At 47.9% G+C, this 20,241-nt stretch carries 21 protein-coding genes; 5 read left to right on the plus strand and 16 right to left on the minus strand.

The genetic code is table 11. The features are described 5' to 3' along the window. Positions 1-812 precede the first annotated feature (812 nt). Positions 813-953, plus strand: coding sequence for a hypothetical protein (locus tag GA565_RS24710; RefSeq protein WP_193312017.1), 141 nt, complete (start codon positions 813-815; stop codon positions 951-953). On the opposite strand, the gene GA565_RS24235 is transcribed toward GA565_RS24710, so the two are convergent. Beyond that, positions 940-1,890 carry an alpha/beta hydrolase gene (locus tag GA565_RS24235; RefSeq protein ID WP_152201889.1) on the minus strand — a complete coding sequence of 317 codons (951 nt, stop codon included), beginning with the start codon at positions 1,888-1,890 and terminating at the stop codon, positions 940-942. The two genes, GA565_RS24710 and GA565_RS24235, sit on opposite strands and share 14 nt — an antisense overlap. A gap of 164 nt (positions 1,891-2,054) precedes the next feature. On the opposite strand from GA565_RS24235, the gene GA565_RS24240 reads away from it, so the two are divergent. Then, positions 2,055-2,402, plus strand: a complete 348-nt coding sequence (locus GA565_RS24240) for a MarR family winged helix-turn-helix transcriptional regulator (protein WP_226951067.1) — start codon at positions 2,055-2,057, stop codon at positions 2,400-2,402. Between the two features lie 341 nt (positions 2,403-2,743). Here GA565_RS24240 and GA565_RS24245 read toward each other — a convergent pair whose 3' ends face one another. Both GA565_RS24245 and GA565_RS24250 read right to left on the minus strand, forming a co-directional pair. Further along, complete coding sequence (locus GA565_RS24245) at positions 2,744-3,364, minus strand: NAD(P)-dependent oxidoreductase (protein ID WP_152201893.1); 621 nt, start codon at positions 3,362-3,364, stop codon at positions 2,744-2,746. Between the two features lie 23 nt (positions 3,365-3,387). Further along, on the minus strand, positions 3,388-4,212 hold the full coding sequence (locus GA565_RS24250; protein WP_152201894.1) for an inositol monophosphatase family protein: 825 nt from the start codon (positions 4,210-4,212) through the stop codon (positions 3,388-3,390). A 75-nt stretch (positions 4,213-4,287) separates the two neighbouring features. On the opposite strand from GA565_RS24250, the gene GA565_RS24255 reads away from it, so the two are divergent. Then, the gene (locus tag GA565_RS24255) at positions 4,288-4,911 is read left to right on the plus strand and encodes a TetR/AcrR family transcriptional regulator (protein WP_152201896.1); all 624 of its coding nucleotides are present in this window, start codon (positions 4,288-4,290) and stop codon (positions 4,909-4,911) included. A 61-nt stretch (positions 4,912-4,972) separates the two neighbouring features. Here GA565_RS24255 and GA565_RS24260 read toward each other — a convergent pair whose 3' ends face one another. The 10 genes from GA565_RS24260 to GA565_RS24305 form a co-directional block, all read right to left on the minus strand. Next, on the minus strand, positions 4,973-5,713 hold the full coding sequence (locus tag GA565_RS24260) for an SDR family oxidoreductase (RefSeq protein ID WP_152201897.1): 741 nt from the start codon (positions 5,711-5,713) through the stop codon (positions 4,973-4,975). 11 nt (positions 5,714-5,724) lie between these two features. Next, entirely contained in the window at positions 5,725-6,864 is a 1,140-nt protein-coding gene (locus tag GA565_RS24265) for an alkene reductase (RefSeq protein ID WP_152201899.1), read from the minus strand. Positions 6,865-7,031: 167 nt separating this feature from the next. Beyond that, complete coding sequence (locus GA565_RS24270; RefSeq protein WP_152201901.1) at positions 7,032-7,637, minus strand: TetR/AcrR family transcriptional regulator; 606 nt, start codon at positions 7,635-7,637, stop codon at positions 7,032-7,034. Between the two features lie 70 nt (positions 7,638-7,707). Continuing rightward, on the minus strand, positions 7,708-7,968 hold the full coding sequence (locus GA565_RS24275) for a DUF1471 domain-containing protein (RefSeq protein WP_152201902.1): 261 nt from the start codon (positions 7,966-7,968) through the stop codon (positions 7,708-7,710). Between the two features lie 144 nt (positions 7,969-8,112). Further along, a complete protein-coding gene (locus GA565_RS24280; RefSeq protein WP_152201904.1) occupies positions 8,113-8,934 on the minus strand; it encodes an alpha/beta fold hydrolase in 822 nt (273 codons plus the stop codon). A gap of 125 nt (positions 8,935-9,059) precedes the next feature. Further along, a complete protein-coding gene (locus GA565_RS24285; RefSeq protein ID WP_152201906.1) occupies positions 9,060-9,815 on the minus strand; it encodes an alpha/beta fold hydrolase in 756 nt (251 codons plus the stop codon). 130 nt (positions 9,816-9,945) lie between these two features. Then, positions 9,946-10,629 carry a type 1 glutamine amidotransferase domain-containing protein gene (locus GA565_RS24290; protein WP_055778346.1) on the minus strand — a complete coding sequence of 228 codons (684 nt, stop codon included), beginning with the start codon at positions 10,627-10,629 and terminating at the stop codon, positions 9,946-9,948. A 285-nt stretch (positions 10,630-10,914) separates the two neighbouring features. After that, positions 10,915-12,330, minus strand: a complete 1,416-nt coding sequence (locus GA565_RS24295) for an NAD-dependent succinate-semialdehyde dehydrogenase (protein ID WP_152201908.1) — start codon at positions 12,328-12,330, stop codon at positions 10,915-10,917. 100 nt (positions 12,331-12,430) lie between these two features. Beyond that, positions 12,431-13,240, minus strand: a complete 810-nt coding sequence (locus tag GA565_RS24300) for a helix-turn-helix transcriptional regulator (protein WP_152201909.1) — start codon at positions 13,238-13,240, stop codon at positions 12,431-12,433. A 405-nt stretch (positions 13,241-13,645) separates the two neighbouring features. Then, positions 13,646-16,102, minus strand: a complete 2,457-nt coding sequence (locus GA565_RS24305; RefSeq protein WP_152201911.1) for a S8 family serine peptidase — start codon at positions 16,100-16,102, stop codon at positions 13,646-13,648. Between the two features lie 653 nt (positions 16,103-16,755). Here GA565_RS24305 and GA565_RS24310 point away from each other — a divergent pair. Further along, on the plus strand, positions 16,756-17,286 hold the full coding sequence (locus GA565_RS24310) for a GNAT family N-acetyltransferase (RefSeq protein ID WP_152201913.1): 531 nt from the start codon (positions 16,756-16,758) through the stop codon (positions 17,284-17,286). Positions 17,287-17,496: 210 nt separating this feature from the next. Here the strand turns inward: GA565_RS24310 and GA565_RS24315 are convergent, their stop codons facing one another. From GA565_RS24315 to GA565_RS24325, 3 genes are all read right to left on the minus strand, one after another. After that, positions 17,497-17,823, minus strand: a complete 327-nt coding sequence (locus GA565_RS24315; RefSeq protein WP_152201914.1) for a type II toxin-antitoxin system RelE/ParE family toxin — start codon at positions 17,821-17,823, stop codon at positions 17,497-17,499. A 1-nt stretch (position 17,824) separates the two neighbouring features. Then, positions 17,825-18,052 carry a type II toxin-antitoxin system Phd/YefM family antitoxin gene (locus GA565_RS24320; protein WP_152201916.1) on the minus strand — a complete coding sequence of 76 codons (228 nt, stop codon included), beginning with the start codon at positions 18,050-18,052 and terminating at the stop codon, positions 17,825-17,827. 417 nt (positions 18,053-18,469) lie between these two features. Then, a complete protein-coding gene (locus GA565_RS24325) occupies positions 18,470-19,360 on the minus strand; it encodes an AraC family transcriptional regulator (RefSeq protein ID WP_152201917.1) in 891 nt (296 codons plus the stop codon). A 131-nt stretch (positions 19,361-19,491) separates the two neighbouring features. On the opposite strand from GA565_RS24325, the gene GA565_RS24330 reads away from it, so the two are divergent. Next, positions 19,492-20,235, plus strand: a complete 744-nt coding sequence (locus GA565_RS24330; RefSeq protein WP_152201919.1) for an SDR family NAD(P)-dependent oxidoreductase — start codon at positions 19,492-19,494, stop codon at positions 20,233-20,235. Positions 20,236-20,241 lie beyond the last annotated feature (6 nt).

Raw genomic sequence — 20,241 nt, forward strand, 5'->3', positions numbered from 1 at the left:
GTTCACGGAACCTCAGCTGAGGGTAAATTGGATATTAAAGGTGACCTTCTCGAAAGTATATTAATAATGTATTAATTATCATCCTGTAATTCAGTGTTTATTGGTGATAGAGGAATAATGTATTATCTGCTATCAAAAGCAATATTTTAGTGATTGGTGCTCAATAAAGTTATGCGGACAAAAATGAGCTGGGAGATGCCGGGGTCTATTATTTACGTGCGCAGCTATTAGAGTTTTTAATTACCCATTGGAAATGCTTTTAGCCCTTTTTATTATCGATTAAAATAAGACAATATCAGTGCCTGATATGTCTGCTTAGGAGTAAATTATCAATTTTTACTCTAATCAATGTTATGGTTTAATTGTAATGTGTTGTTATTTATCATAATATTTATTTTCCTTGGCTCTTTTGTGAAGCAATGCCCGTGATGTCTTTTTTGAATATGGCTACCAAATGATGCAATATTATTAACTTCAGATAACAGTTGTTATCTCAGCGGTTGTGAAATTTCTTTATAGTGGTTTATCTCGATTTAAATAAATCTCGTCCACGCGTATTATCCCCCTGCTTACTCATTTAAAAAAATCATCTCGTTCAAACGTTTTAGCACCGGAACAGTGGATATAATGGTTTATGTCAATTTATGGTATTGGGTGATTGCTCAGGTAATAATCATCAAGTATTATAATCAATAATTGGACGCATTTTTCGTCTGAAATTACGTGCAAACGACGGAAATGCCCTACTCACGTTATCTACAAACATGCTCGCATTCCACGACGGCATGCTTACATTAAATGCGAATGAAACTATGGCTGTGTCGACGGGCCGCTTCCCACTGAAGCAGCCTTTCAACGACAGCAAAAACTCCGACTCCTCGGCATGGCTGCCAGCCGAGGCCATCCGTCGCGCAACTCGACAACGAGCTGCTCATCGCGCTAACGGTGCGTGACTGTCAACTGACGCGTGAAAAAATGGTCGAGATGGTCCACCGCCTGATCGACGTACTCCGGGACGTCGTACATCTGATAATGGCGCGCGCCTGCGATTTCAATGACCGGCTGCGCGGCTCGAGCCAACCCAGCGAGTCGGTAACCGTCTTCAAACGAGCCGGTTGTCTCCGCCGAGTTTCCTGCAACGATAACTTGCACCGGCTGTGTGAGAAGGATTCCCGCCAGATGGAAAGCATCGAAGCCAAGAATTAACGCATCACTCAAGTAATGGCGGCGATTAGTGGAGTTCGCGTGTTGTCCGCGCTCGGTTCGGTAGTATGTGATAGCCTGCAGCATATCGATGTCCACTATACCCGCTGCCTTGGCCTCGGCCAACGTATCAGGGATCCATTGATGCAGTACCGGTGCGGCGCCGCTGGCTTCGTCTATCGCTTGCGCGGCTACGGTGTCCAAGAGACGGTTGTGGCCGTCATCAGCTGCAAGCATTTTTCGAAAAGCATTGCCGATATCAATAGGTACCACGACCCCCAAGGCCTTTACGCGATGGTCTATCATCGTTCCGGCTGCTGCGTAGCCGCCGCCGGCGCAAACACCCAGCATGCCAATACGCCCATCGTCAACCTGGTCCTGCCTAATCAGGAAATCGACAGCAGCGCGCAGATCGGCGATACGGTCCGTCGGACTTTCCAGATCACGTGGCTGGCCGGAACTCGCCCCTTGATAGGTGGGATCGAATGTGAGGACGATGAACCCCCGCGCTGCCAGTGCGCGCGCATAGTTTGCGGCGATCTGTTCCTTGACGCTGCTACCCGGTCCTGTGATGACAAGTGCAGGATAGCGCTTCATGGGATCCCCAAGGGGAGGCATGTACAGGTCGGCGGCGAGGGTAAAAGTGTCACGCGCAAATGTGGTGGATGTGCATTGGATAGTGTTCATGGTGGTGTTTCCCAAGTAAAATAATACTGAAGATAATATAGTACAATATGGAACTAGAATATGTATAAACAATCTCAATTATGTACTATAAGTAAATGTGGGCGGAATGGATGAGCGATGCTGCAAACATCTGGGCTTTGAACCACCGTGTACTTGGTCTCGTTATGAACGAATGCGCTGAACAACTTGCGTCGCTCGGGCTGGAAACGAAGGAATTTTTTGTACTTGGAGAAATTGAGCCGTGCCGCTATCCGGCCGAACTTGCCAAACGTTTGATGTTGCCAAAGGCCAGCGTGACCGTTTATTTGCGCAACCTGGTTGCAAAAAAATTCGTTCAACGCGAGATAGATGAGGGAGACCTGCGCCGACACCGGTTAGTGCTAACCTCAGAAGGCCGACGCGCACTCGACGCAGCAACGGTGGCACTGTCTTCAAGCTTCGAGAAGCGCCTGACGCGACTGCAAGAGCAGGAACGGGCTGAACTAGAGCGTCTACTTTCAAAACTTGTGTGACGCAAGCCCGCTGTTGGCTGAGTGGATAATTGGGTCAACCCGAAGTTGCAGCGGCTCGCGTTTTCAAACGGCTATGCTCTTATTCGATGCGTTTGCAGGTTCAAAGTAAACGACCTCTCAGCACCGTTTGTACGTAGCCACCTCACTCTGCAAAAGGCGTTGTTGTTATTTTTTGGATGGGAACTACTGCGGACACTGTGAGCAGTTCAAACAATCGTAAAAGGCACCCGTGAGAGAGAGGGGGTCGGCTCGAGCAGATACTCTTTATGCTCGACTGGTTTCGCTAGCCTGAACTGTGACGGCAAGTACAGGCCGTATTGAATAACGTTGATGGGTTTGTATTACTCTTGTAAAACTATCGCAGCCTCATGGATATAACTTCCACTCACCACAGTTTGAAGAATAAATGAGGCGAGATCGGCACGCGATATTCTTCCTGTAATACCCGGCCTCAAATCAATACCTGAACGATAATTTTTACTCGCATCGCCGTTCGTCAGCATCGGGGGCCGTATCAACGTCCAGTCGGTATGACTCGCTCTCACTAAATCTTCCATGTCATCCTTATCACGCATCTTTTCGCTTATTATGCTGCGTACAAAACGGATAAACAAAGAGGCGTTGTGTGTTTCCGATGCCCCATAAGCGCTCAAAGCAATAAGGCGTTTTACACCAACATTTTGCATCGCGGGTATAATTTTGCTGAGGCCATCAGTACAAATATTCTGAGCTTTGCCTTTACGGGCACCTAGCACGCTAATAACGGCATCTGCGTCTCGTATGACAGATTCTACGGTAACCGAATTATAAAGTTCACCGACGATGAGCTTCAGGCCAACGTGATTAACCTGCAGACTGTCTGGGGTGCGCACCAAGGCCGTAACAGAATGCCCCGAGGAGAGAGCTTGATTGACCAAATGGCGGCCGGTCGCGCCTGATGCGCCAAAAATAGCAAGTTTCATACGTATTCCTTAGCGTGATACTTTTAGGCAATTAAGGTGAGAACCGCCGCGGCTTGCTCTACAAGTGACGGGGTGCTGGCAAGAAAACTACGACTGCCCAAATGCCACGGTGCACCCTGCAGATCAGTGACTGTGCCACCGGCTTCAGATACCAATAATGCTCCGGCCAGTAAGCCAGACCGCACTTGGCTGTATTGCCAAAATATATCCTGACGGCCTGCAGCAACCTGAATGAGTTGTAACGTGGCTGGCACCGATACCTGGACCACCAACGCCGCTTTCAGCATGGCGATCACTGACATTCCCATGCGACGGTATGTGTCATCGCTCTCATTAGGCATTGCCTGGCCGGTGCCGACCATCGCGGCGTTTAAATGGGTCTTGGTTGACGTCTGCAGGCGGCGGTCATTAAGCCATGCACCGCCACCGCGCAAAGCAGTGTAAGTATCGCCACTCATCGGCAAATGCACCGCAGTCAGAACAATTTCATTGTCTCGAACCAACGTCACCGTTACACCCCAGTCCTGTAAACCATGTATAGAGTTTATCGCTCCCTCAACGGGGTCCGTAACCCACCATTCCCCCGCAGGTAACGTACCAGTACCCTCCTCATCTTCAACCCAATGAGCGTGAGGAAGGGCAACAGATAGTGACTCTCGTAAAATATCGAGTGAGATAACATCGATAGCAGTAATCTTCTTGGCAATATCTTCTCTGTCTTTAGGGCGATTGTCCGCGCTAAAGCTCTGTTTTAACGCCATGCCGGCTGACTGCACGGCTGAAGTGACAAGCCTCAATAAATGCGCGTCATTGGCTTTTTTTTCGGCTGAATGATTTAAAGATGTCATGGATACCTTCATCGGTTTACGAGGGGAAAGAATTACGCTTGACTCAGTGCGAAAATAATATGAGCATTAGCTCATATGAGCAACTCGCAATCTAAACCCGCCGCCACTCGTCGCTTAAACCCACGTAAAATGCCCTCTCAACCACGTTCCACGCATACGGTCGAGGCAATAATTGAGGGGGCAGCTCACATTCTCGAACAACATGGACTCGATGGGTACACAACAAATGCAATCGCCGCGCGTGCCGGGGTGAGTATTGGCTCTCTCTATCAATACTTTCCGACCAAGGATGCCGTGACCGTTGCGCTTATCGAACGGGAAATGGCGGAGTTGGTGCAAGAAGCAAAACAGGCGCTGCTACGGGATGATCGAGGAGAGGCGCTGCGCCAGCTGATAAGGGTCGCAGTTCGTTACCAATTACGAAGACCTGGACTGGCAATGTTGCTCGATTTTGAGGAACATCGTTTATCAGCAATGATGCCAAAGTCAGGGACCAGAGCGATTATGCATGCGGCATTAGTCGAATTTTTGAAGGCAGGAAATTTGTCAGGAAAGGTCTCAGCAGACATCGCTGCCTCTGAGACGATGGCCATCGTCAGTTCACTCACCGATGCCGCTGGCCGACATGGCGATAATCAACAAGATCAGCTGATTGACCGGATAGAGGCCACTTTGCTGGGTTACCTCAGCGTCGTTTAAGTTCAAGAACAAGGCCCGCTCTTAAAAAAGAGACGGGCCAGAGGAGATCATTCGCATAAAATCAGAACTCTTGACGAGTTGGGCGGAGAACTATCTCATTAATATCAACATCGGCAGGTTGCTCAATAGCAAAGGCAATTGCCCGAGCCACTGAAGCTGCAGGTATGGCCTGTTTGTAGAATTCCAGTACATTTTCAGACGCGGTTCCTGAGGTGGAATATTTAAGATCACTCTCCACCGCTCCAGGCTGAATCGAGGTCACACGCACCTTGTCTCCCACTTCTTGCCGCAGCCCTTCTGAAATGGCTCTTACTGCGAACTTGGTACCAGAATAGACGGTGCCTCCAGGTGCAAATACTTTAATGCCCGCCACCGAACTCAGGTTAATAATATGCCCGCTCTCTTGCGCCAGAAACCTCGGTAAAACGGCTGCGATACCGTAGAGCGTACCTTTCAAATTAACATCGATCATGGCATCCCATTCATCAGTGTTAACCTCAGACATAGGACGGATTGGCATCATGCCAGCATTGTTAATCAGCACGTCAAGCCGGCCAAAATCACTAATGACCGCTGAGACCACTGACTTTACCTGCTGCTTATCGGTAACATCGAGTGAGTAACCCCGTACATCGCCACCTGTGGAGGTAATATCCTCAACGACTTCGTCTATTTTTGACTTTCTGCGCGCGGCGATTGCGACCTTTGCACCGCGACTTGCCAACAGACGGGCAACTTCTGCACCAATCCCGGTATTACCCCCGGTGATCAAAATGACCTTATCTTTAATTCCGTTGTTCATTATATATCCTCTTATTTTTCTGAATGTAGCGCGTTGTAAACCGGATAATCAGTAAAGCCCTCTTCTGCTCCTCCATAAAGTTTGGCGGCATTAAGGTCGTTGAGTGGCCAGTTATTCGCAATGCGTTCTGGCAGGTCAGGATTGGCGATAAAAGGTCGACCAAATGCAATCAAATCAGCCAGGTTATCTTTTACCAATCGAGCGCCGCGCTCTGCCGTGTATCTGCCGGCATAGATAATGCGTCCACTGAATAGGGTGCGAATTTCGCGACGAAACGCTTCCGGTAGGTCAGGAGCATTCTCCCAGTCGGCTTCGGCAATAGACACATAGGCAACACCGGCGTTTTCAAGAATTTTTACGGCTTCGACGTATGTTTGGTGAGGGTCCTTTTCAACCAGACCAATGTAGACGCGGTCTTCATCTGTACTGGTGAACAAAGGCGTGAAACGTACCCCTAAACGTTCAGGCCCGATGGCATCACCGATCGCCTGTACGATTTCACGCAGGAATCGCAGACGATTATCGAGTGAACCGCCGTATTCATCTTTTCGTTGGTTCGCGTGTTCGGAGATAAACTGATTGACCAGATAGCCATTGGCGGCATGGATCTCGACACCGTCAAAACCGGCATTGATGGCATTTTTCGCCGCCTGAGCATACAGGCCCACTAGGTGTTTAATCTCTGAGAGCGCCAGTTCTCGGGGCTGGGAGGGGGCAACCAACGTTCCCGTTCCTGGTCCAGTTTCAATAAAAGCCTTGGCTTGTTCAGCCTGAATGGCCGACGGTGCTATTGGTGCGCCCTCATCGGGCTGTAGTGCTGAATGAGACACCCTCCCTACATGCCAGAGTTGAGCAAAAATAATTCCCTCTTCGGCATGTACTGCTTGAGTGACTTTTTTCCAGCCCTCGATCTGTTCCTGGCTGTAAATACCGGGTGTCCATGCATACCCCTGACCACGAGGTTCGATTTGTGTACCTTCAGTGATCATGAATCCCGCCCCAGCGCGTTGACGGTAATACTCGGCCATCAGTTCGGTGGGCACATTGCCTGGCTGCGCCGCTCTTTGACGTGTAAGAGGAGGGAAGACAAATCGATTCTTAAGGATATAAGGGCCAAGATTTGTCGGTTCGAACAGGGCTTTACTCTTCATAATGTTTTTCCATAAAGGGTGAAAGAGAGGGATGGCAAATGCAAACTCTGCCCTCCTCCTTAATTACATTAAATTATTAGACCGGTCGTATATTGAGTGAGTAAAAGTGGACCGGTCGTATATAAATTATTTACAAATCTGCCTATCAGTACGCCATATCCCCCCTGTCAGGGGGTGATATGAATAATCGTCTGCGTCATGCTCAGTGCTGAATCAAAGGGTCCGGTGTTTCGAACAATTTTGACCATCACGCTAGCACCTACCCAAAGTTGATAGAGACTTTCTGCCACTTTGCCCGGCTTATCGTCAATGGAAAGAGAACCTTCCGCGACGCCAGATTCTAACGCCTCCGCCAGCCGTGATATTATTCCTGAGGTACCGGCTTCCAGCGTTAAGCGCATATTTTCCGAAAGGTCAGCAACTTCAGCGCCAAGCTTAACGGCAAGGCACTTGCCCTGACATTCGGAGAAGGACTGCGATTCCTTCCAAATCTGCCAGTAATTCATCAGCCGCTGCGACATATTAAGACCTGGCTGGCTAAGCGTTGCATCGAGTTCAGCCAGATAATCATCAAAATAGCGCGCCAGCAAATCAACACCAAAAGCTTCTTTGGAGTCAAAATAATGGTAAAAAGACCCCTTCGGGACGCCTGCGTCCTTGAGTATTTCATTCAAACCGACGGCAGAAAATCCCTTTCCAGCCATGATGCGCTGGCCCGTCGCAAGAATGTGATCGCGGACTTCATTGTTATGTAGTTGAGTTGTAGTATTCATATGTTTAATTTACCAATAACTAGACCAGTCGTCTATAGGTAAGTTAAAAGCTTTTTCGTTTTGCTAAAGCTTATTTGTAGATCTCAGCAGTACCGTACAGATAGTTATCGCCACCGGCTGAAATAATACGGTAAGACGTTGCGCCATGTTCATTCGCTTTCGCCGCCAGTTTGTCCTGCAGGTCGCTCAAATTGCTTCCAACAGCGGAAGCGTTGATCACGCCAATACTTTGCCCCTTCACAGGTACAGCGTTGACTTCGGTCGCGGCAAAAGTGGCAAAAGAAGCCGCAGTGAGTACGATTACGGCAAAGGCTTTAGTGATGTTTTTCATGATTATATCCTAATTAAATTATTTTTAAGCACACGTTAAGCGTGGGCGAGTGGGTCTAATTTTAGGCACTGAATTCATTTTAAAAATTCATTCAATGCCTGGAAAGACGGGTATAAATGGGGACCTTGTATGTCCCTTAACGTATTATTCTTCAATGAATCGCAGCAGGTCTTCATTAATCGTCGCGGCTTGGGTGATCGTCATCCCGTGACCAAATCCTGCATAGACCTTGAGCTGTGCGTCTTTGACCAGTTGCGCGGACAAAACGGCGGAGTCATCCAATGGCACTATCTGGTCGTCATCGCCATGCATAATCAGCGTCGGCACATCGATTTTCTTAAGGTCATCGGTGAAATCAACCTCAGAGAACTGTTTGATACAGTCATATTGACCTTTGATCCCACCCTGCATGCCCTGAAGCCAGAAACTTTCCCTCACTCCCTCAGAAGGTGTCTCCGAAGAGCGGTTGTAATTGAAAAACGGCGTGGTCAAATCCTTATAGAACTGAGAACGGTCTTTTTCGACCGCAGCACGGATGCCATCAAACACTTCCATAGGCAGACCGCCGGGGTTTTTCTCACTTTGCAGCATTACTGGCGGTACTGCGCCGATAAGTACGGCTTTGCTGACGCGGGCTGAACCGTAGGTACCGATATAGCGTGCGACTTCACCGCCACCGGTCGAATGCCCAACCAGAACAACGTCTTTGAGATCTAACTGCTCAATGAGCGATGACAAATCTTCCGCGTAAGTATCCATATCGTTGCCGTCCCACGTCTGGCTCGAGTGGCCATGACTGCGGCGATCGTGGGCGATGACACGGAACCCCTGCTGCCCGAAGAACAACATTTGGGCATCCCACGCATCGCTTGATAGTGGCCAGCCGTGGGAGAAAATAATGGTTTGTCCTTTTCCAAAGTCTTTATAGGCAATTTTTGAGCCGTCTTTTACCTGAATAGTTTTCATGTGTTAATTCTCTTTTCTATTGAACACGCCCACTGGGGAGAGTGTTTGATTTAATGAAATTATTTTACGTAAATATCGCTATAAACAGCGTCGTCATCTCAAGCGCGGCAGACCCCGCGGGAAGGTTACTGAGACAAACTCTGCGCCGCTTTTTCAATCACGGCCGCAATTTTCTCTGGCTGTGAGGCGTAAATGGCATGGTTGCCCTTCAGCTCCGTGACGGTGCTGTGTGCGCGTTTCGCCATGAAGCGCTCGAGTTCAGGATTGATAGCACGATCCTGCGTGGCGACGACTGCCCAGCTTGGTTTCGTTTTCCAGGCAGGGACGCCGGCCGGAGCGGTGAAGGCTGCCTCTGCGGGCATAACCTGAGAGCGCGCCAACAGGTTTGTCTCTTTGACTGGCAAATCTGCTGCAAAATCAGCGTGGAAATTTTCCGGCTTGATGTAAAGGAAATGGTCGGCCGTTTGTGTAATTGAGGTGGCAGCAGGCGGATATTTCTTGGCCAGGCTCAGTAATGACTCCCCTTGTTCCGGCTGAAATGCTGCGATATAAACCAGGCCTGCAACGGAAGGGTCATTACCCGCATCGCTGATAATCATCCCACCGTAGCTGTGACCGACTAACAGCGATTTACCCTTTTGTAATGCCAAAATACGTCGAGTCGCTGCTGCATCATCGGCAAGAGAGGTTTGCGGTTCTTGAACAATCGACACTTTATAACCGGCCTTATCCAGGATGCGAGCCACCGGGTTCCAGCCGGAGCCATCGACAAACGCACCGTGCACCAGAACAATATTTTTTACTGGCTCTGCCATTGAAGACTGAGCATAAACTGACAGAACCAGGCTCAAGGCCAGTGTAGTAAATGATTTTTTAAACATGATTAATTTCTCTCAACGGTTATTTTTGAATAATGTCCCGACACCGCGCAACTCTGCCTCACAGGCAGAAAGTCGAGCGTTCAGATTATTGTGGGACGTCTTATGACGCCCCTTACGTCAGTCACGGTTATTAATTATTTTTAAGCTGTTTAATCAGTTCTTCTGCCGCTTCGGTCGAGGATGTTGGGTTTTGCCCAGTGATCAGCAGGCCGTCAGTAACCACATAGGAACTCCAGTCCGCGCCTTTTGAATAAATCCCGCCTTTCGCAATCAGCTCGTCTTCAACCAGGAAAGGAACGATATGGGTCAGGCCCACCGCTTCCTCTTCGCTGTTGGTAAAGCCGGTAACCTGACGACCTTCAACCAACGGCTTACCTGCCGGTGTTTTAACGTGGCGCAACACGCCTGGAGCATGACAGACAAGCGCAACGTGTTTATTCGCTGCCAGGAATGACTCAATCAAGTCGATTGAGTTTTTATCCTCTGCCAGATCCCAGAGAGGACCATGACCGCCTGGATAAAAGACGGCGTCATAATCGTCTTGTGAAACGCTATCAAGGCGAAGGGTCGAGGCAAGTTGCGCGATGGCGTCTGCATCGGCCTCGAAGCGGTGGGTCTGTTCAGTCTGGAAGTTGGGTTCATTACTTTTTGGGTCTAAAGGTGGGTTACCGCCCTTAGGGGAGACCAGCGTAATTTCTGCACCAGCATCTTTAAATACGTAGTAAGGGGCGGCGAGCTCTTCAAGCCAGAAACCTGTTTGACGGCCGGTATCACCCAGTTTGTCGTGTGAGGTTAAAACCATAAGTATCTTCATCGTAATTCTCCTGCGATAGGGGTAAAATAATTTATTAGACCGGTCGTATATTTATTACTTAAAAAAATAGACCGGTCGTATATTGGTAATGCGTACTTCAGTATGCTGTATTCCCCGCAAGGGGATTTATTAATACGTTCTGTCTGACTCATGTATCGTGTTGTGTTATGCAATCAGAGTGGAAAGCTTTGCTACACCGCTCGACTGCTGTAACCATGAATCTAAACTATCATCGAATAGACCAGTCGTCTATAGTTATTTTATAAACTTTTCTACTTTTTCTACTTAATCAACTTTTTTTGCCCATACTGCCTGGGCATTGGTGAACTCACGTAAGCCAAAATGCGAAAGTTCGCGGCCATAACCACTCTTCTTCACACCGCCAACCGGGATACGGGCGTTAGTGGCTGAAAATCCGTTGATAAATACGCCACCCGTTTCTAACCGGCGTGCAATGCGCTGGGCACGAGAGATATCAGCAGTCCACAGGTTGCCACCCAAGCCGTAATCACTGGTGTTCGCCAGCTCAATAGCATGTTCAATATTATCTGCGAGGGTGATAGCGGCAACGGGTCCGAATGTTTCCTCATCGAATGCAGCCATCCCCGGACTGACCTCTCCCAGAATGGTTGGCTCATAGAAATTACCTCGGCCTTCCACTTTTTTACCCCCAAGAAGGAGCGTAGCGCCTGCTGCAAGGGTGCGTTCTACTTGATTATGTAATTCGTCACGCAAATCTTTTCTCGCCATAGGCCCTACGCTATTTTGTGGGTCCAACGGATCGCCAACCTTCAGGTTTTTTACTGCAGCGATGAACTTCTGTGTGAACTCCTCGGCGATGGGTTTTTCTAAAATAAATCGCTTAGCGGCAAGACATACCTGACCTGCGTTTTGGAACCGTGCTTCAACGCCGGCTTTTACGGCCAAATCAATATTTGCGTCAGCCAGCACGATGAACGCGTCTGAACCACCGAGTTCTAATAGGGTCTTTTTAAGAGCTTTACCCGCAATCGCCGATACTGCTGAACCTGCCCGCATACTTCCCGTCAGTGTTACTGCGGCAACGCGGTCATCTTCAATAACGGTTGCAACGGTTTCGTTATCCGCTAACAGATTAACGAATAATCCTTTAGGGAAGCCCGCGCTCTCATAGGCGTCCTGCAAGGCATAGGCCGACCCCATAACATTGGGCGCATGCTTGAGGATAAAACCGTTACCTGAAAGCATAATGGGTCCTGAGGCACGAATAACCTGCCACAAAGGAAAATTCCAGGGCATGACCGCCAAAATGGAGCCAATCGGTAAATAAGAGACGTGCACCTGGTCGTCATTTTCAGTCGCTACCGGTTCATCGGCGAGGATGGCTGGACCATTACTGGCAATCCAGTCAATGGTGGTTGCACACTTCTCAACTTCTGCACGCGCAGCGGCAAGGGTTTTCCCCATTTCTGCTGTGATGACCGCCGCCAAACTTTCTGAGCGTTCACGCAGAATGGCAGACAAACGACGGTAGGCTTCTACGCGTCCCGACATTGGAGTCGCACGCCACAGACGAAAAGCTGCGTTATTTTCTGACAACAAGCTTTCAACTTCGTCGGGCTTCTGGAATGCATAAGTCTCAAGCAACTGGTCAGTTGCAGGATCACGAGATACCGCAACGTTCAGGACGGGAGTATTTGATGTAAGAGTTTGAGATGACATAGTTATTGCCCCTAATGGTTTGTGAGAAGCACGTTGTGTGCTGCTATGAAATCCAGTTTAGGCAGGTTTAATCATCTCAGGAAGGCGTCTTGTTATCCTATTACTGGGAGTCATAGGCAACGTGTCGTGGAATATACGTCACCAGGGAAAGGTCGGGTCTTCCCTCTGGTGTGAGAGCCACGTAGGTAAATTCAATGTGCCCGGAGGTGGGATGTAATAGGCGCTTGCTTCCCTCCCCCATGCCTTTAACCCCTGTATCCTGCCACCACTCCTTGAATTCAGAACTTTTTTCGGAAAGCTCATCGATCAGTTGGTCGAAAGGCTTTTTGTCCTGAGCATGGGCGCGTGACGCACGAAAAACGGAAATCATCCCACGCGCCATCTGCTCCCAATCAAGGATCTGAGTGCGGTAAGGCCGATAAAGAAACAGAAGGCGCAGCGTATTACGCTCATGAGGTTGCAGCGAACTGTAATCGATAAATAAATCAGCGATGGCATCATTCCAGGTGAGAATATCAAGTCGGGCATTTCTCACATAGGCAGGAATAGGGTCGATAGCCCGAACGAGGCTTTCCAGGCCGACGCTTACTCCATCATCAAGCTGACGAGGTACAGGCTCCTCGCGCGGTGAAAGGGCAAAAAGGTGGGAGGATTCAACGCGATTGAGTTTAAGCACTTTAGCTATGCGTTGGAGTGCGTCTGCCGAGGGTTTGATCTCTCTTCCCTGCTCAAGCCAGGTATACCAACTCACACTGACACCAGCCAATACAGCAACCTCCTCACGACGTAACCCAGGGGTTCGGCGCGCCCCTTTGAGCATACCGAACTCCTGTGGGTCCAGGCGTGCGCGCCGGCTTACGAGGAAGGCACCCAGTTCTCGACGTTGCTCCGGTGAGGTTTTTTTTACCATAAAACATTAATCCCCTGATTTGGACATTCACATGGACTGTATGCGAGCTAATTATCTGAGAGTATTTTATAACAGCAAAATTCTGGTTAAACGAAGGTCATAACGATAGAAATCTGTAAAAAATCACCGAAGCATTCTGGGGTTGGCCACTCCACTTCGCTAGACATTCCACGTAATCAGATATCCTTCTATAAGTATCCCGCTTAACGGGCCGGAACTGATATCACTGGCTCTGACACAATGAGCTGAGGACAATGGTGTAATCGGGGAGGCGACGTGATGTGCGGCCTTTATTCTCCCAGAAGCGTAGCCATTTGAAGATGACATTGTCATGAATTAATCATTCTGGATAGCCCAGTGATGTGCTGTTTAATACATTCCAGACACTCACTGGGCATTCGTCGTTTACTTACATTTATCGTGCATGTTGCTAGCCCCTAAAGGGCGCCAGACTCCCGAGAGACCATCTGAACCCGGTTCAGTTCCCTGTATCCACCATCCATTGAGCCATTCTTTCCCTTGCCAGGAGACTTTTTCACAGGCGACGGTATACTTTTTCGTGCTGCTCCACTCTGGCGCTCCGCCAGTTGGCTTAACCTTTTGTAATATGGTGGTTTCCTGGCTGCTCTGCGCACCGTGTGTATCGGTCACCGTCAGTTTGAAGCGGTAACTGGTTTGATTTTTCACATCCTGCAGACTCACAGAGGCAGTCAGGGTACCAGGATTTTTAAGTATCGCCGCTGGGCCTGCAGTCTGCTGCCAGTGATAGCTCAAAGCATCTTTATCCGGGTCATAGCTTCCTGCACCGGACAGGGTCACTGTTCCAGCACCGGTGAGCTCGGCAGGCGAGGCACTGGCTTTTGCGACGGGTAGAAGATTGTTCGGTGGTACGGGAATATCGCGCTCACCAAGCGTTAATTCAAAATCATCAAAATGAACATCAGAAGTACTCCCGGCTTTCTTCATGGCCTGAACCAGAATTTCTAACACACTGGCTTTAGCAGGTAAAGTTAAGCTTACCTTGTTATCCAGCCATTTTTTTGCTAAGCCCGGTGTATCAATGCTGGCAGTTTTAATCGCATTGCCTTTGTTGTCTCTCGCCAGAAGTTTCACTGTGCCATAATCGCCATCACCCCAGCCGTTGCTCTTAAATCTTAGCGTTGCCGAGGCTTTTCCTGAACTAATCAGATCCTGATCGAGCTTAATTTTTTGACTGATTTGATCGGTAGATTCATGGTCGGCGGCACTATCATTAATATGCCCAGTGAAGAAATAATTTCCTGACGCAGGTTTGATGCCATCCTGTGTTTTTATTACCCGGAACTGGCCTTGAACCCGCCGCCAGCCATTAAGATTGCCCGCTTCTGCGTTGCCATTTTGTAGAGTAGCATTAACAATATCTTCCTCTTCACCGTAATCTTTAAGCAATTTATTGATAGCTTTTCTAAGATCGGGTTGAGTACCGATTTTTGAAGAATCATCATTGATAAGTTGAGTACCTGTTTCGGTTAACAATTGACGCAATGCTTTAGGTGATATTTTGATGCCATTAGCTTTTGCTACACCGGAAAGACTTGCTGCTGCTCCGGCAACGATCGGATTAGCTGAAGAGGTACCTCTAAAACCGTTGGTGTACTCGGCATCAGGTTCATTCCATAAATTACCGCCGTCATGGGTCGTACTCACCACATCCTCTCCCCAACTGGCACTATCAACCCTTGACCCATAGGTACTAAAACCCGCTTTCCCGCCTGATTGTGGCGAAAGCGCCCCCACAATGATAGAGCCGGAATCCCTAATCTTTCGGTCAAATTTACCTTTAAAAGCGGGGTCATCAAGATTCACATTACCATTTCCTGCCGCCTGAATAACATGGATGCCTTTATCTGTAGCTGCTTTGATATCAGCAAAAAAATGATCCTTTACTTCTATAGGTACCAAACAGTTGCTCGCGCAATTGCCAATAGGACCTATGTTGGTCTGCTGCCCAATTTGTACAACATCCCCCGCTTCTAATTTATCGAGGACATCATAAAGTAATGAATTACCGTCCAAATAACCAAACTTGGATTTATTTGCAATCCCCGTAATACCGAAACCATTATCTTTTCCACCCATAATACCCACGGAAGAGGTATCGTGATAATTAATATCTGGACCGGTACCGTTTTTAACAACCTTAAAAGCATAATCATGCAGATCTACATGTTTATTGTTCCAGGCCCCCCCTTCTTGAGAAACAACTGTCAATCCTTCACCTTCACCACCGTAGACACCTTTAGCATAATCGTAATTAATACCACCAATTTTATAACCAACTCCTCGGTCCTCAGGAGCCCTGAGATAATATTGTAGGGAGGTGAAATCTGGAACACTACTTTTCTTAGGTGTTACGTTATAAACAGAACCGCCCTTTATTACATTATATCGAGTAACTACTTTAGAGTCGGGATAAGCTATTTCGATGTTTTTTTCTTTTTCTATCTGTGCAAGGAGTGCATTGATATAGTTAATGTCTTGGGTTTTACTTGCCGGTAAATCAATTTTATAATAAAGATCGAACCCATATTTGTCATCCAGTGCATCCGTCACGCTTTGATTTTTTGAACGTTTATCTTCAGTATTATAAAGTGGAGAAACATCGATAGCACCACTTTCAAGCATCAGTTTGTTTGATTGTATAACAGACTGGTTTAAAACACTTCTTTGCGATACCTTCTCTTTTTTTAATTTTACAATAATTGAACTGTATTCAATACCCTCTACAGCCCAATAATCAATAACACCAGAAGCAGCCGTCGCCAGATTTGCAGAAAAAGCCCCTATAATAAGAGTGGCGCCAACAGATAGTCGAAATTTCATTTATTACTCTTAACATATTTAATATTTTGAATTATTCTATTGGAGTTATAAGGATAGGTATATAAGTACATTGTTCTATTAATGGAGAAACTTCTTTTTGCGAGTGAAATTTTTTAACCCTCGACGATATTTTCGGCAGCCAGCGGGAGAGCTCTGTCGCATTAAGGAGTCCGCTCAGAGTATCATGGAGAAAACTCAGAATGGAATTCGCTATGATAGATATGCAGAGCCAGAAAAAGGAGTAAACAACGCTTCTAAGCGGGTAGAAGTGCCTAAGTTTACCCGCTTATTTCCCAAGCCATTCTGGCTCTTAATGATGCCGCCCGAGTTTTGTTATAATAATAAGCCCTCGCAATGAGATGCCAGACGATATTACGATTTTTTAAAGTGAATGTAAGCACAGGCAAAGCAAAACGAGTCAAGGCACTGATTGATTTATTAATGAAGAAGACCCAAAAATAGCGACTAACATAGCCTGTTAAACGTCCACATCAGTTTGCAGGAGGATCTCTAAAAGTGGATTGAACGATTGTGCGGGATTCATATAGAAGCTTTTCATCATTTATTACTATGTGGTAAAATGTGAAAATTCCTCTTGCAAGCTTAGGAATTAATTATATAACCGTGCTATTGCCATTATTGAGGAATGTCCTGTGGAACTGAGAACTGAACGTCTGCATCTGTGCCCGGTAAGAGAACAAGATCTCGAAGATTTATTCCGGATTTACGGCGATCCAGCGACTAATACCTTCAATCCAGCAGGACCTTATCCTGACATCGGTCACGCTAAAAATGTTCTGATGAGATGGGTACAGCACTGGAGTCAGCATGAATTTGGTTGCTGGGCAATAACTGAAAAGGATGCTCCTGCAAGGGTAATAGGTTTTGGTGGCATCAGCATTCGAAACTTTGGAGAAGTAGTTGTGAATAATCTGGGCTATCGGTTGGCAACAGAAGCCTGGGGAAAGGGATATGCAACAGAGTTTGCCCGGTTTTCAGTGGAACATGGCTTCAATAATCTCGATCTCCAGGAAATATCAGCAACTGTCAGAGCAGATCATCAGGCTTCACAAAATGTCCTCAAAAAATCAGGTCTCCGGTTCATTAGGGAAATTCATGATGTCGAAAATGCCGCTCCAAGTCTGCTTTTTTCTCTCACCAAAAAAGAATGGCTAAAGGCATAATGCAATATGACTTCTCACCAGCGCTCTTGCAAACCCGTTGTAGTTTTAAGTACCTGTATGGATTATCCATTCTGACTCATTAATTGCTACCGCCTTCACAGGGGGCGCTCATCTCATTACCCGTAGTTTTAGCTCCCTCACTTCCGCTATTTATTGATGCAAGGGTAATTTGAACGTTCAGGAAGCGCTTGATGCGTTGGCCCATTATTATTATGTACTGATCAGGCGCTTGAATAATAGCTGCTGAATATCCTGACTATGCGACAAGATAGCATGAGCAGTTATTGTATTCCCTTCGACAGAATACAATATTCTGTAACCTTCACGGGTGTTACATTCCCGATATTTAGCACAGCCAATTTTAAGTAACTCGGGGCAAATTTGACAACCAAGAGGGAAATCCGTTACGCGTGTTTCAAAATCCCCGAGAATTTCAGTGACCACTGTCTTGGGTTCAACATTGATACGCCGCAAATAGTGGGCGATGTCCTCAATACAAATCTTTACCGTATGCGTGTATTCAATCACAACAGGCATATTAGAGGCCTGCTAAAAGCTGGTTTTTGGAATAGACCTTACCGTCCAATTTATCTTTCTCTGAAAGTGTTAGCAGCTTAAGCAGAGCGATAGCATTCTCGCGCTCCTGTTGCGCCTCATAAGATTCTATGACATAGGCGGGGATGCCATTTTGCGTGACCAAGATTGGCTCGGCCAGGTCGAGCGTGGCCGCATTTTTTTTCACATAACTGATTGTTTCATGTTTCATAGTAAATCTCGCTTTGTGACGAGGTTTAAATTTAGTCCTAATTTAGACTCGTTGCAAGATTTGCTACGTTTTACGTCTAACGGCGAATGACTAACCTAAATCTTAGTTATTTGAATCAATTGGTTATGTATTCAGCTACCTTTTTAGACTCCCACCCTGCGAATTGTTCAGCGTTACACGGCGAATCATAGTATTCGCCAGAATTTGCCTAATGAAGTTGCACTTCATTTAGTCGTTGAGGGTGTGAACCGCTCATTATCGATCTTTAGGATATCGAAGGTATCACCCTTAAAAACACGAGCAACGACTCCCGTTATATCTCCCCATGAAGCTAGAATTACTCGTTCCAACATGGGTAAGTCTGTAAGCGTCTTTTGATTCCTTAAACATCCGTGGTGCGGTCAAAGCACGTCTCTTTCACCCATTTATGGCTTTTCGCAACTGCGCCATATCCTTAAGGGGCGGTAGGCCAAAAGCGCGGAAATAGTCCCGGTTAAACTGCGGAACGCTGCGGTAGCCAACCTCTTGTGCCACAAATGTTACGCTCTGCTGTCGGCCCAACAACAGGGTGCGGGCATGCAGCAATCTGACGCGTTTTTGATACTGCAGCGGGCTCATGGCAGTGACTGATTTAAAATGACGATGAAAAGCCGAGACGCTCATCGCCTCTCGCTCGGCCAGAGATTCCACAACAAAATCCTCAGCGAAGTTGTGCCTTAACCAACGTATGGCATCGCCAATTCGGGCCATCATCGTACCGGGCGAAGCGATGTCTCTCAACATCCACCCGTGTGGTCCTTTTAGAACGTGATAGAGAATTTCGCGTTCATAACTGGGAGCCAGAGCGGCAATATCCTCAGGGGTTTTCATTAACCGAAGCATTCTGACCCAGGCATCCAGAAGTTCTGACGTCACGGCGGCAACTGAGAAACCGCCCTCTGGGCGACATAGTGCTGCCGCAGGCGGCAGATCGTGCAACAAGGCTGCAATGCGCTGCGGTTCCAGCGTCAGACTGATGGCGAGGTAAGGCGCCCCTGCCGAACTGGGGTGAACCGCGCCTATGGCGGGTAAATCTACCGACATCACGAAATATGAGGCCGGATCGTAATGGAATACACGCTCTCCCACCGTCATCGATTTACTTCCCGTGAGGATCAGATTGACCATCGGTTCATATACGGCTGCCAGGGCATGGGCGGGAATGTTTCCCTGCACCATGGCAACACGGGGTATGCCTGTTTCAGTTCGCCAATTGCTGGCATGTGCCGCCAGTTTCCGAAGTTCATCCAACTGACGTTGTACCGTCATTACCCCTCCCGGTTGTTAAGATTTAGTGAGCATAAAGCAGAAACAGGCAAGAATCGAGTAGCAATGGAGAAGCCTTGTCGTCACCTTTTCTTTACGCTTATCACACCGAAAATCAAGAAAGAGAGTGCCTCATGAAAATTGTTTTAATCACCGGCGGTAGCAGCGGTATAGGTGCGAGCGCGGCCTTGCAATGTGCGGCACGTGGCATGGGGGTGGTTATTACTTATCTCCATCAGCCCGACGCGGCTAACGATATCGTCAGGCAAGTCGAAGCTAACGGCGGTAAGGCGGTTTCGATCAGACTTGATGTGGCGTGCATCGAGTCGTTTCCAGCGTTTCGTGAAACGCTGGAGGCGTTACTGGCTAAAGTCTGGGATCGTGCCAGCTTCGACGCCCTGGTCAATAACGCCGGGTTTGGGCTGTTTAGCCCGATAGTCAGCGTGACAGAACGTGAATTCGATAGCTTGTTCAACGTACATCTTAAAGGACCTTTCTTTTTGACGCAGTCCCTGCTGCCGCTGCTGGCTGATAGCGGGCAGATCATCAATATCACCAGCGCGACGACGCGCGTGGCGACGGCCGGTGTGGCCCCTTATGCCGCATTCAAAGGCGGACTTGAAGTGCTGACCCGCTATATGGCCAAAGAGTTCGCGCCGCGCCACATTCGTGCAAACTCCGTATCTCCGGGGGCGATCCGTACTCGACTGGGCGGTGGATTGAATGATGAGTTCGAGGCTTTGCTGGCTTCACAAACTGCCCTCGGGCGCGTGGGTGAACCTGATGATGTCGGGCGGGTGATCGCGAGCCTAATTTCCGATGAAAATGGTTGGCTTAACGCCCAGTCAATCGAAGTCGCCGGCGGCTATCACATCTAATTTGTT

Source organism: Rouxiella sp. S1S-2, from assembly GCF_009208105.1.
In the GTDB taxonomy this organism is placed as follows: domain Bacteria; phylum Pseudomonadota; class Gammaproteobacteria; order Enterobacterales; family Enterobacteriaceae; genus Rouxiella.